We start from the raw sequence: 11,589 nt of genomic DNA on the forward strand, positions 1-11,589 counted from the left end.
GCGACATTACGGAGCGCGCCCACAGAAAAAACGATAGCCGGCAGAGAGACCGGGCTACGCGGCGCCATCCTTTCGACAACTACAGGAGGAAACATGCAGAAGATGAAAATCGCCGGCGCTATGACGCTGGCAGGGATTGTATTGTCCGGCGCGGCGCAGGCGCAAGGCTCGTCGGTGATGATCTACGGGATCATCGACAGCGCTGTGGCCTACACAACCAATGCCAATGCAAACGGCAATTCCGTGATCAAGATGCCGTCGCTGACCGGCAGCTATCCATCGCGTATCGGATTCAAGGGCAGCGAAGACCTGGGCGGTGGCCTCCAGGCCCTGTTCGTCCTGGAGTCCGGCTTCGCCCCCGACAGCGGCGGCATGGGGCAGGGCAACCGCCTGTTCGGCAGGCAATCGTTCGTCGGCCTCAAAGGCGGCTGGGGCCAGGTATCGCTGGGACGCCAGATCAACATGACCTTCCTTGCCACTGCCAAGAGCGACGTCATCGGCCCCAGCCTGTTCTCCATCAACAGCATCGACAGCTACCTGCCCAATGCGCGCAGTGACAACGCCATCGGCTATCTGGGCAACTTCAACGGCTTCACCGTCGGTGCCACGTATAGTTTCGGTCGCGACACTGCCTCCGCCGGCGGCCCCTCGGCCACCAACTGCCCGGGAGAGGTGGCTGGCAACGCCAAGGCCTGCCGCCAGGTGACCGGCTTGCTGGGCTATGACGGCAAGGGCTTTGGCATCAATACTTCCTACGACATCATGTATGGCAATACCGGCGCTTCCGGCGGCCTCAGCAGCAGCGGCAACACCGACCAGCGCGTGACGCTGAACGGATACGTCATGCTGGGTGAGGTCAAGCTGGGCGGAGGAATCATCGATCGCCGCACCCGCGCTGTCGGCAATGTGAACACCGACTCCGATCTGTACTACCTGGGTGCCAGCTATCCCTTCTCTGCGGCCCTGGTGCTGGACGGCCAGCTGATACGCCTGAACGTCAAGGGCAGCAGCAATGACGCAACGATGTCGGTGGCAAGGCTCACATACAATCTTTCCAAGCGCACGGCCATCTATACGTCGATGGGCTACATCAAGAACGGCGGGACCTCGGCCTTGGCCCTTGATGCTGGCGGTACGGTCGGCGCCGGCAAGAACCAGTTTGGCGTGATGACTGGTATTCGCCATATGTTCTAGGGACAACGGGATCGATTGCCTTCTTCGGAAGAGAAGGACCGACATACTCGCAGTAACCACCCTGGACATCGCTGGCGACACTTGCGTGCAGAGTAGTGTCGTTGTTTGGCCCGCCAGATGGCGGGCCATTTTTACTTGGAAAAGCGCAAATGCGCTCGAGCTTTGCGTTGATTTCTTCGCAGGATTGAACTGCGTCATTTATGCCTCAAATCCACTCTATTTCACTTTTACTTTTTTGCGTCCCATTATGATGTTCTGCGGAGCAGTAATATCCCCAGTAATTTGCTGACCAACTGATCCGTGGATCGTCATTTGGATATTGCGTTTGTGCGTTTGCGATGGGAGCGAGGCATCTGAGGTGCCTATCCCTTCAACCATCCCAAGTAAACGAGCCTTCCCCATTAGGTCCAGATTGCGGAATCGAGCGAGTAATTGCTCTTCATCCAAAGACAACGCTTGACCACTTCTTATACCCGTCACCACAAACTGCACGTCCACGCCCAAACGTGCCACAGCTTGTAAATAACCTGCATCCGGGCGACGTTCATCTTGTTCGTAAAACAATTGCGCACGGCGCTGCACGCCTCCTATGGCTGCAAACTCAGTTTGATTAAATCCCAGTCGGGTGCGTTCCGACTTGAGGCGTTCCCCAATTGTGTTCATAAAGACGCATAAATCGATTGACATGAGTCCATTTGGACTCTATATTCGCGTCATTGCTAAGTGACGTGTACAACGATTATCCCATATGCCTACCCTCTCCAAGCACGTAGCCCGCCCCCACGCCGATACTTCGGTGGCCGTTACCTTCCGCCTTGAAGCTGATGAAGAGCAAAGACTGGCCGAGTTGGCCCGCCAGGATTTGCGCACCCGCTCTTCCTTTGTGCGCCTGCTGATCTTGCGCGGCATGGCCGCTTACGACAAAGACGTCAAGGCCCAACGGGCTTGATCCTCGGAGGCTGCCATGTACGACGATCCCCGCAAAATCCGTCATCGCCGCATCGTGGTGCGCGTCAACGACGACAACTACGACATCATGAGAGCCCTGGCCCAGTACCAAGGTGAAAACCTGGCCACGCTGGCTCATGATCTGTTGATGCATCAGGCCATCGCCCTGGCGCAATCCTATTCGATGCCGATCTTATCCGAGCAGAACGTGCAAGCCAAGGCGCTCACGAGCCACTTTTCAGTGCCTCGCAATGCCTGATATCGAATTACCGTTCACCCATCCTGCGTTAGTCGAAGCTCTGGAAGTGATCATGAACCGTGAGGGCTTCGACACGATTGAACAAGCAGCCGAGTTCGTCATGGCCCAATCTGTTCGAGAAGGTATCAAACGTGTTACAGGCAAGGGGCGTGCACTCTATGCCATCAAGGGAAAGAAAACAACATGCGTGTAATCAGCCTGCCGTGCCCTCATTGCCAAAGCGCTGTACGTGCAGCCAAAAGCCGGACCATGTCCACGCTGATGAAGGAAATCACCTATCGATGCCAGAACGTCGATTGCGGCCATACCTTCGTTGCCACGCTGGAGATCTCCCGTACCGTTTCGATGTCCGCGATGCCTAACCCCGAGGTGAGCCTTCCCATCTCGCCCCGTGCCTATCTGGTACCCCAAGGAACAGGCACTGCCTGACCTGCTGGTGACCGCTTAGCCGGTCGCTGAACCCCAAATTGACTAAGACCTGTCGTGCGCCGTTTGGCGCACGCGGGATTCGCTCACCCTAAAGAAATCTCACCATGGCTCTCGATCAGCAACCGGCCGTCCTTGCCCTCGCCTCGCTGCGGCTTCGTATGGGCGACGACATCAAGGAATTTCAATGCGCGCAGCGGATGTTGCTGCGCAAGGCGGTACTGCAAGACGAACTGCAGTGGAATGTGATCTGGCAAGGTAAGAACGTTATTTCCGCCCGCCTCGTCCAGCGCTTGCAGCGTCTCGGCGGCCTGATGGGGGCATGGTAATGCGTACTGTGATCGCTCATGGCATCGCTGTTCTGTTGCTGCTGGCGCCATCTCTTCTGGCGGCTCTCGGGCTGGTGCGGGGGTAATGATGCGCGGAGCCCGAATTAAGGACCATGCGTCATTCCGTCCGGCATCGGACCTGCTGCGTGAGCGTTCGGCATGGGTGCCCACGCCTCCCGGTAATGAAGCTGCTAAGGCTGAGCTAAGTAAGTCCATTTCCCTGCTGCGCAATCGCAGGCGACCCGATCTCCAAACCGGCATTGCCTACTCCTGGGCAGCGATGGCCAAGCCAGTGCGTCGACACATCCTGGCACTGGCGGGACTCTCCGCAGATCGCTGGGAATGTCCAATTCACTCCTTCACTGAAGCGGAACGCTTGGCCATGCGCCATGCGGTGCTGCGCGCCATTACAACGTATGAAAGAGCTCTCAATGCAGTCTAGAACAGTCGATGCCAAGACACGCCGTCGGCATCGGGCCTTCGTGGAGTCTCGGCAATTTACCGGTGAACTGGCACGTATTCCGCTGAAGTGGCGCGGACGTGTCGTGAGCCAGGCGCTAGAACTGATGTCGGTATGGCACTGGAACAAGATTTTTGAGCCGGTTGCGGTTCAATTCGTCCGGGAATTCGCTGAGCAGTACGTGCCGGCCGGCGTGGATCTGTCGCAGGATGATGCCGATATTTGCGCCACGGCCGAGAAAGCCGCCGAGAACGTCAAGAAGGTCTTGTGGAAGGCGATTTCTGACACACACGCCCGCGACCTCATCGAACAAGAGTGCAGCGACTACGGCATTGATATGCCTGAAGTCGACGATGATGATTTGCGCGCCATCATTGCGCGCGTGGTGGATCCGCGCTGGTGGCGTCGGCAACTGCGCAAGGTTGTCGGAAGAGCCTTTGAGGGCGGCAACATTCGCCTGGGCTATGTGCACTATCACGGTGAGCCCTATGCCAGCAATGACGCCGTACTCTCTCGGCTGGCGCAGAACAGAAGAAATACAGCCGCGCTGGAAGCGACCATCGTGCGCAATGAGGCGGGCCAGGAATTCAGCATTGCTGAACTGGCCGAAAAGACGACCGCAAATAAGACCATTCGTCGCGGCGAACTCATGCTGCGCATCAATGGTTTCGAGGTAATTGCAAAGGAGTGCAACGATCAGGGGCTATTTCTTACTTGGTCGTGTCCGTCTCGCTTCCATGCGACGCTGCATACGGGGAAGCCCAATCCGAAATATGACGGATCCGATCCGCGCACAGCCAATAAGTACCTCGGCAAGATGACTGCGCTGGCACGCTCGGCGTTGGCCCGTCGCGGCATCGGTCTGTACGGTTTCCGTATCGCTGAACCGCATCACGATGGATGCCCGCACTGGCACATGCTGGTGTTCGTACGTGCTTTGCCGGACTACACCACGCCGCACGTCAAGGACGTGGCCAGCCGCGCTATCCGCGTCATGAAGCGCTACGCCTGGCGCGTGGATCGCGGCGAACCGGGCGCATTCAAGCGCCGCCTGGACGTGAAACGCATCGATTGGACGAAAGGCAGTGCTGCTGGTTATATCGCCAAGTACGTAGCCAAGAACATCGATGGCGTCGCGGACCACAAGACCAAAGAAGGCTACCTCATCACCACCGATATGGCGGGGGACCGAGAACTAACACCCTCGGCCCGCGTGGAAGCCTGGGCGGCCCGCTGGGGGATTCGTCAGTTCCAGCAATGGGGCGGCGCACCGGTAAGCGTCTGGCGCGAGCTGCGCCGCGTGCCGGCAGACATGGTCAAACAGGCCCCGCCGGCCATGGCCGCTGCCTGGGATGCCGTGCAAAAGGTCGAGGGCGAGAAGCGCGCATGCTGGGCCAGTTACCTGCGTGCGCAAGGTGGCGCGCTGGTAAAACGCGACGATCTGATGGTCACGCTCGCGAAGGAAACCAAGACTGTCACTGGCCGCTATGAGGAGTGCGAACGCGTGATGCCCTATGGCGTGCAATGCCGCCAGATGGTCGGTGTGGTTTTTAAATCTGTTCGTCACACATGGACGCCAGTTCAAGGGCATGACGCTCGCGCATCGGCGGGTTCGGGGTTCCCTTGGACTCGTGTAAATAACTGTACGCAGCCCGCTGGGACTGACTTTGCGGCCGATGCGTCCTTTGAGCCGAAGACCGCGCCGGCGCCGGTCATGTTCAAGCCCGACCAGGCCGCGCAGATCGAACATGCCTGGCTGGCCTTGGGCGCATGTCCCTGGCCACGGCCGGTGGCCGACGACATGTCGAGCGGGCCGGCGCTAACCATAACGGCCGACGAGCAGCGCCGCGCTCTGGCCTCATGGGACGCCATCAAAGCATGCCCCTGGCCGCGCATGGTGCCACTGCCGGACAAGTCACCGCGTCGTGGTACGCCGCGCCAGGTCGCCGACTGGCGCGCCGGCCGGCTCGACGTGGCCGAGATTCCGATTGATCCCAACCCAACGAAAGGGAACGCCCCATGACTGCGTTTCGTGTCGTCGTGCGCACTGTCAGCGCACGCCATTCCTACACCGCCATCGCAGCGCATAGCTGCGACGTGATCGCCGCCGCCGTCGATCGCTTTGGCGTGTGCTCCGTAACGGCCATTCAGGAGAATCAAGAGTGAACGCAAATACCAATGCCACCATGACCGCCCACGCCCACGCCCACGCCCACGCCGCCGCCGTTCCGCTGCGAGACTTCAACCTTCAGCCGCCGCGCTCGCATGACCGCATCACATTCAAAACCGCTGATGACGGTGAGCTGGCAGGCTATGTGTCGAAACTCGGCCGCCATATCGGCAACGGGCAGCTCTTCGCATGGGTAGAACTGGATAACGCCTTGCCAGGTTCTTTCAGCGCTGTGCTGCTGACCGACGTCACGTCGTGCGATGACTGCGGTGCAGCCCGGCGCCAGTCTGCGGCTGTCAACGAAGCGCGCCGCCTTTGCCTGGCCGACTACAGTGGGACGCTGGCAGATCAACAGCGCGCGGTGCGGGCAGCATGATTGTTTTCGACTTCCTCGAATGGGCTTTCAGGCTGTGGGCTGCCGCCCTCTGGGTTCTCCTCGCTTGCTTCGGGGCCTTCACCGGACTGACTGCGTGGGCAATCATGCTTGTCGCGATCTGCATCCATATTGAGAAGAAATTCGTTTGGATTGCGGCCATCCTGTATGCAGTGACTTCGATTTCACTTGTCGTCTTCAGTATCCGTATGTCTGTTTCCACTTTCGATAAATGGGGGGGCTGATGGCCGGAAAAGTTGACGAGATTTTTCTAGACGATGCTTGCCTTGACCGTTTGACGGGCATTCGGCGCGGCAGCACACGCGCGGGAGTGAAGCAAACCAAGCACGAAATGCAGGCGGCATTCCTGCGCGAAATCGGGATTCCCTTTATCTCGAATGCGCGCGGCCGGCCGGTGGTCCTGCTGTCGGCGGTAGAATCGCGCCGCACGGCAGAGGCCCCGAAAAAGGGATGGAAACCAGCAGTGATTGGGGCATGACATGGGGCGCAGGCCGTCGAAAAATTCGAATCTTCCACGCGGCGTGCGTGCGCGCGAGCAGCGTAGTGGGGTGATTTATTACTACTACGATGCCGGCGGCAAGCCGCGTCGTGAGATTCCTCTCGGCTCTAACTACGTTGAGGCCGTACGGAAGTGGGCCGAGATGGAGGCGATGCCGCCGTCCACCGTCTCCAGGGTGGTGACGTTCCGCTACGCCTGCGAGGTGTACCAGCAAAAATACATGCTGGATAACAGCCCCAAGACTAGGCGCGAGAAGCTGCGGCAGTTCCCGTTCCTCTTCGAATTCTTCGACAATCCACCGGCGCCGCTCGAAGAAATCAAGCCGATCCACGTCCGCCAATACATGGCCTGGCGCAGCAAGAAGCGGCAGGATTCTTTGCGCGAAAAGGGGCTTGAGGTGAAGGGCGACGAAGGGCGCGTAGCGGCCAATCGTGACAAGGCGCTGATTTCGCACGTCTGGAATGCGGCACGGGCCGAGGGGCTGACCGATTTGCCCAATCCCTGCGCCGGCATCAAGTCGTTCCGCGAGGAGGGGCGGGACGTCTATGTCTACGACGACATGTATTCCCTGGTATGGGAGAAGAGCGGCCAGGTGCTGCGCGAGGCGATGGATCTGGCATACCTGCTCGGCGGCCGGGTGGCCGACGTGCTCAAGGTGGACGAGAAGCACATCCGCGAGGGCGCCATCGAGGTGACACAGAACAAGACCAACAGCAAGGTGCGCATCGAGATATCGGGGGAGCTGAAGGTGCTTGTCGAAAAAATCCTGGCCAGGAAGAGAAATATTGTCGGAAAAGTAACGACAACGCGCCTGCTGGTGAACGAAGAGGGCCAGCCGCTCACCTATGAAACCTTGCGGAGCAGGTTCGACAAGGCGCGGGAAGATGCCGGTATTCCGTTTGCCGAGTTCCAGTTCAGAGACCTTCGCGCCAAGGCTGGAACGGATAAGACCGATTCCCAAGGGGTGAGGGCGGCGCAAGGGCAGCTCGGACACAAGAGCGTGACGACGACGGAAATCTACGTCCGAAAGCGGCGCGGCCAGAAGGTGACGCCGACCAAGTGAACAAGCCGCCTCCGGGCGGTTTTTTTTGTACCCAATTTCAGCGCCTACCAATGCGAGCTATTTCAGGGCGGCGTGCGTAAGTGCGAAAATTGCGGAGCAAAGCCAGAATTGCGGAGCAAAAAAAAGCGGCCTGCATCGCTGCAAGCCGCTTCTATTCTGGTGCTGATGGGCGGAATCGAACCGTCGACCTACTGATTACGAATCAGTTGCTCTACCAACTGAGCTACATCAGCAAAAGTCCGCGATTATAGCGGTTTCTTTCCGCCAATTCCACTCCCCAAGGAAAATTCCCACCCCTTCGCCCCAAGGGGCAGGACCGGCCATTTCGGGCGGAGAGTCAAGGATCAACCATCGATCTTCCGATCCTCTTCCTTGGCTTCTTTCATGGCATCCGGCTCCAGTTCTTCGGCGGAGCGGTTGCAATAAATGAAATATCCCCATGCCGCCAGCAGCACGCCCGTGCCTGCCAACAGGGCTGCGGCATAGACCAGGTCGGCGGCTTCTTCGTGTACCGCGCGGAAGGTCATGACCAGGCCTTCGATGGCCAGGGCGACGATCACCACCACGAAAAATCGCGACAGGAAGCGCCGTACGCGCGTAGGGGCGCTGATATTGGCGTCGCGGACGACTTCTTCCTCGGTGATGGTCTCGGCGATCTGGAAGGCGACGACCGCGGCCGCCAGGATCCCGATGGCCTCGATCAGTGCCTGGGCTTGCGACAAGCCCATCCCCTCGACCACCGCCTCGTAGCCCATGCGGGCGGCAATGATGATGAGCGCCAGCGCGCCCAGCGCAAAAAGCACGGCAATCGTGCCGTGTACAACGCCAAATACTGCCGTGATCCGTTTCATCGCTTCTTCCCCTTCATCTTGTCATTGAGAGCGATTGGACTGATCAGGTGCGGAAAGGTTGTCTGCCTGTGAACGGTCTCAGAAGAGGGGGCATGACTCGCGCAATGCAGGCGGCGCGGCGATATGGGCAAGGAAAATTGTTTCCTTGCAGCACCATCTGCCCGCACCGAAGGCTGGCTTCCAGATGTCTTACAGCGGGTTCAGTCGTTGTGGCATGGCTGGTGCGCGGGCCGGGGGCCTATCCTGACGTTGTCAGCTTCGGTCATGTTCAACTCGCCGGCGAGGTACTTTACTCGCGGCCCAGCGTCAAGGAGGTCATCATGCCCCAGTCAGCATGGAGCAATAAGCGGGAACGTCAGTATGAACACATCAAGTCCGGCGTCCTCAAGCGCGGCGCGAGTACCAGCCGTGCAGAGGAAATCGCCGCCCGTACGGTCAACAAGGAGCGCGCACAGCACGGGGAATCCCGTTCTGCCAGTGCCAGCTCTCTGCACGATATGCCCGCCTCGCGCCGGGGCGGTCTGCGGTCGCACAAGGGGAGCGGTGGTCGCACTTTCAAGCAGCTTTATGCCGAGGCGGCGGCGCGCAACATCAAGGGGCGTTCGGGAATGAACAAGGCCCAACTGGAAAAGGCACTGGCCTAGCGCGGTATCTGATTTCCGCCCACGGCTCACGTACCGTTCGCGCTTGCGCCGGCATGCGCCGGCAGGAAGGACAACGCCCCCGATGTATCTCGGGGGCGTTGCTTATTGCGTGCTGCTGTTTTGCCCTGCAGTCTGCGGCCGTATCAGCGCTTCAGGCGGCAGGGCGGTGCAGCGACCTGGCTTACTTGGTCACTGCCAGCAGGGTACGTTGACCACCCTTGTAGGTGTACAGGGTCAGGGAGCCGTCCTTGATGTCACCCTTGGCGTCGAACGCGATCACACCGGTCACGCCCTTGTGGCTGATCTTGGCCAGTTCGGGCAGGTACTTCTTGGGATCGGCGGAGCCGGCCTTGGCCATGGCGTCAGCCACGGTCATGGTGGCGTCGTAGGCATAGGCGGCGTTATAGACGACATCGATGCCGAACTTCTTCTTGTAGGCCGCGCGGAAATCGTCCATGCCCTTCTTGCCGGAATCATCCACGCCACCTGCTTCGGCGCAGACCACCTGGTCTTCGCCCAGGCCATCACCGGCCAGGCTGGGCAGGGAGCCGGTACAGATACCGTCGCCACCCATGAACTTGGCGTTGATACCCAGCTGCTTCATCTGGCGCAGCATCGGACCACCCACCGCATCCATGCCGCCGAAGAAGACCACGTCCGGCTTCTTGCCCTTGAGCGAGGTCAGGATGGCGTTGAAGTCGGTGGCCTTGTCGTTGGTGAACTGGGTGCCGACGATGGTGCCACCGGCAGCCTTGGCACCCTTGGCAAATTCTTCAGCCACGCCCTGACCGTAGGCGGTACGGTCGTCGATCACGGCGATATGCTTGGTACCCAGCTTCTGCACGGCATACTTGCCCAGGGCTGCACCCAGTTGCGCATCGTTGGCCACCACGCGGAAGGTGGTCTTGAAGCCTTGCTGCGTGTACTTGGGATTGGTGGCCGACGGCGAGACCTGCGGAATGCCGGCGTCGCTGTAGATCTTGGATGCCGGGATGGTGGTGCCGGAATTGAGGTGGCCGATCACCGCGGCGACCTTCTGGTCGACCAGCTTGGTGGCCACTGCAGTCGCTTGCTTGGGGTCCGACGCGTCGTCTTCGCCGACCAGTTCGAACTTGACCTTCTTGCCGCCGATGGTGAAGCCCTTGGCGTTCAATTCTTCGACTGCCATGCGGGCGCCGTTCTCGTTATCCTTGCCCATGTGGGCGTTAGGACCGGACAGCGGGCCGACGTGAGCGATCTTGACCACTTCCTGGGCATGCGCGGCGCCTGCGAATGCCAGACCGATAGCAGCAGTTAATGGAATAATGGCGCTCTTGAGTTTCATAGATTTCCTCTGTAGATTGGATTGACCACTTTTAATGTTTTGTCTCACTACACAGCTTTATTCAGATCCCTGTTGCGGTGACCTGGCGTCCCGCTTTGCTTTCGTCCCCGACTTTCTGAATAATGCAGACGGTACAACATAAGAATCGGCTAAGCCAAGTTTTTTTTGAGCGGCCTACCTGTAAATCATCCTCATATTTGTCCCATGCCTGCCAAACTTCATACGCTCGATAAGGTGGATCGCAAACTGCTCAACATGCTGCAGAAGGACAACCAGATTTCCACGCGCGTACTGGCGGAAAAACTGCACATCTCGCAACCCACCTGCCTGCGCCGCATCCGTGACCTGCGCGAGGCCGGCATCATCAGCGCCGAAGTGGCGATGGTCGATCCCTTTGCGCTCGGCTACGGCATGCTGGCCTTCCTCGAAATCTCGCTGAACAACCAGTCGGACCAGCACATGCAGGACTTCGAGCAGCGCATGGCCAAGGAGGCCGAGGTCATGCAGTGCTACTTCGTCTCTGGCGAATATGATTACTTCCTGGCGGTCCATGTGATCGACATGGATGCCTACTATCAGTTCGTCAGACGTGTGATCTCCGGTTCCGGCAATGTGCGCCACTTCCAGTCGCGCTTCCCGATGAAGCGCGCCAAATTCACCACTCGCATCAGCTTCGATGAGAAGGCGGCCGAGGTGCAGGTGCGCGTGCCAGGCTGATCTGGCCTGGCGGCATCATGGGTGTACCGGCGTTTCGTTAGGCCCGGCGAGCCGTCTTCATAGCATCCTGGCCTCGCATTTACTAAGTTTACTTAGTTTCGCCATTCACCTTCTTTGTCCCGTAGGGCGGGTCTTTCCATCGGGCTGGCACGCAGTTTGCATTGCGTGGCGGTTGTCAGTTGTGTTATTTTCGGGATATCCAGTGGTGTGCGTTGAAGATGGCCGCCCGCCGCTACATCCTCGCCAAGGTGGCATCGCGGTCACAGGCAGCAAGAGCGGACACAGATCAGCATCCAGCGTCGGCGCGCGCC

At 59.3% G+C, this 11,589-nt stretch carries 17 protein-coding genes and 1 tRNA gene; 14 read left to right on the top strand and 4 right to left on the bottom strand.

The window, feature by feature from the left end; translation table 11 throughout:
• Positions 1-93: 93 nt before the first annotated feature.
• The gene (locus tag ACEOAC_RS06965) at positions 94-1,194 is read left to right on the top strand and encodes a porin (RefSeq protein ID WP_413443501.1); all 1,101 of its coding nucleotides are present in this window, start codon (positions 94-96) and stop codon (positions 1,192-1,194) included.
• 216 nt (positions 1,195-1,410) lie between these two features.
• Here the strand turns inward: ACEOAC_RS06965 and ACEOAC_RS06970 are convergent, their stop codons facing one another.
• Positions 1,411-1,881: a helix-turn-helix domain-containing protein gene (locus ACEOAC_RS06970; RefSeq protein WP_413443502.1), complete on the bottom strand. Its 471-nt coding sequence runs from the start codon at positions 1,879-1,881 to the stop codon at positions 1,411-1,413.
• Between the two features lie 61 nt (positions 1,882-1,942).
• Here ACEOAC_RS06970 and ACEOAC_RS06975 point away from each other — a divergent pair, with 61 nt between their 5' ends.
• The 11 genes from ACEOAC_RS06975 to ACEOAC_RS07025 all read left to right on the top strand — a co-directional run bounded on the left by ACEOAC_RS06975 (position 1,943) and on the right by ACEOAC_RS07025 (position 7,742).
• The gene (locus ACEOAC_RS06975) at positions 1,943-2,143 is read left to right on the top strand and encodes a hypothetical protein (RefSeq protein ID WP_413443503.1); all 201 of its coding nucleotides are present in this window, start codon (positions 1,943-1,945) and stop codon (positions 2,141-2,143) included.
• A gap of 15 nt (positions 2,144-2,158) precedes the next feature.
• Entirely contained in the window at positions 2,159-2,401 is a 243-nt protein-coding gene (locus ACEOAC_RS06980) for a hypothetical protein (RefSeq protein WP_413443504.1), read from the top strand.
• Positions 2,394-2,594 (top strand): hypothetical protein, encoded by a 201-nt coding sequence (locus ACEOAC_RS06985; protein ID WP_154134891.1) that lies wholly within the window; start codon positions 2,394-2,396, stop codon positions 2,592-2,594. The genes ACEOAC_RS06980 and ACEOAC_RS06985 overlap by 8 nt, the downstream gene beginning before the upstream one ends.
• Positions 2,585-2,830, top strand: coding sequence for an ogr/Delta-like zinc finger family protein (locus ACEOAC_RS06990; protein ID WP_413443505.1), 246 nt, complete (start codon positions 2,585-2,587; stop codon positions 2,828-2,830). The genes ACEOAC_RS06985 and ACEOAC_RS06990 overlap by 10 nt, the downstream gene beginning before the upstream one ends.
• Before the next feature lie 104 nt (positions 2,831-2,934).
• Positions 2,935-3,156 carry a hypothetical protein gene (locus ACEOAC_RS06995; RefSeq protein ID WP_413443506.1) on the top strand — a complete coding sequence of 74 codons (222 nt, stop codon included), beginning with the start codon at positions 2,935-2,937 and terminating at the stop codon, positions 3,154-3,156.
• 431 nt (positions 3,157-3,587) lie between these two features.
• The gene (locus tag ACEOAC_RS07000; protein WP_413443507.1) at positions 3,588-5,639 is read left to right on the top strand and encodes a replication endonuclease; all 2,052 of its coding nucleotides are present in this window, start codon (positions 3,588-3,590) and stop codon (positions 5,637-5,639) included.
• Entirely contained in the window at positions 5,636-5,782 is a 147-nt protein-coding gene (locus tag ACEOAC_RS07005; protein ID WP_413443508.1) for a hypothetical protein, read from the top strand. The genes ACEOAC_RS07000 and ACEOAC_RS07005 overlap by 4 nt, the downstream gene beginning before the upstream one ends.
• Positions 5,783-5,802: 20 nt before the next feature.
• On the top strand, positions 5,803-6,162 hold the full coding sequence (locus ACEOAC_RS07010; protein WP_413443515.1) for a hypothetical protein: 360 nt from the start codon (positions 5,803-5,805) through the stop codon (positions 6,160-6,162).
• Positions 6,159-6,404, top strand: coding sequence for a hypothetical protein (locus tag ACEOAC_RS07015; protein ID WP_413443509.1), 246 nt, complete (start codon positions 6,159-6,161; stop codon positions 6,402-6,404). Before ACEOAC_RS07010 ends, ACEOAC_RS07015 begins: the two co-directional genes overlap by 4 nt.
• Entirely contained in the window at positions 6,404-6,658 is a 255-nt protein-coding gene (locus ACEOAC_RS07020; protein ID WP_413443510.1) for a hypothetical protein, read from the top strand. Before ACEOAC_RS07015 ends, ACEOAC_RS07020 begins: the two co-directional genes overlap by 1 nt.
• 70 nt (positions 6,659-6,728) lie before the next feature.
• Entirely contained in the window at positions 6,729-7,742 is a 1,014-nt protein-coding gene (locus ACEOAC_RS07025) for a tyrosine-type recombinase/integrase (RefSeq protein ID WP_413443511.1), read from the top strand.
• A gap of 157 nt (positions 7,743-7,899) precedes the next feature.
• Here the strand turns inward: ACEOAC_RS07025 and ACEOAC_RS07030 are convergent.
• Both ACEOAC_RS07030 and ACEOAC_RS07035 read right to left on the bottom strand, forming a co-directional pair.
• Positions 7,900-7,975, bottom strand: a tRNA-Thr gene (locus tag ACEOAC_RS07030).
• 111 nt (positions 7,976-8,086) lie between these two features.
• Positions 8,087-8,593: a hypothetical protein gene (locus ACEOAC_RS07035; protein ID WP_006464390.1), complete on the bottom strand. Its 507-nt coding sequence runs from the start codon at positions 8,591-8,593 to the stop codon at positions 8,087-8,089.
• Between the two features lie 320 nt (positions 8,594-8,913).
• On the opposite strand from ACEOAC_RS07035, the gene ACEOAC_RS07040 reads away from it, so the two are divergent.
• Positions 8,914-9,237: a plasmid stabilization protein gene (locus ACEOAC_RS07040; RefSeq protein ID WP_077238396.1), complete on the top strand. Its 324-nt coding sequence runs from the start codon at positions 8,914-8,916 to the stop codon at positions 9,235-9,237.
• 181 nt (positions 9,238-9,418) lie between these two features.
• Here the strand turns inward: ACEOAC_RS07040 and ACEOAC_RS07045 are convergent, their stop codons facing one another.
• Positions 9,419-10,561 carry a branched-chain amino acid ABC transporter substrate-binding protein gene (locus ACEOAC_RS07045; protein WP_006464388.1) on the bottom strand — a complete coding sequence of 381 codons (1,143 nt, stop codon included), beginning with the start codon at positions 10,559-10,561 and terminating at the stop codon, positions 9,419-9,421.
• Positions 10,562-10,765: 204 nt separating this feature from the next.
• Between ACEOAC_RS07045 and ACEOAC_RS07050 the strand changes: the two genes are divergently transcribed.
• On the top strand, positions 10,766-11,278 hold the full coding sequence (locus ACEOAC_RS07050) for an Lrp/AsnC family transcriptional regulator (RefSeq protein WP_006464387.1): 513 nt from the start codon (positions 10,766-10,768) through the stop codon (positions 11,276-11,278).
• Positions 11,279-11,589: the final 311 nt, after the last annotated feature.

The sequence above is a fragment of the Herbaspirillum frisingense genome (assembly GCF_047325095.1).
Lineage (GTDB): Bacteria > Pseudomonadota > Gammaproteobacteria > Burkholderiales > Burkholderiaceae_D > Herbaspirillum > Herbaspirillum frisingense.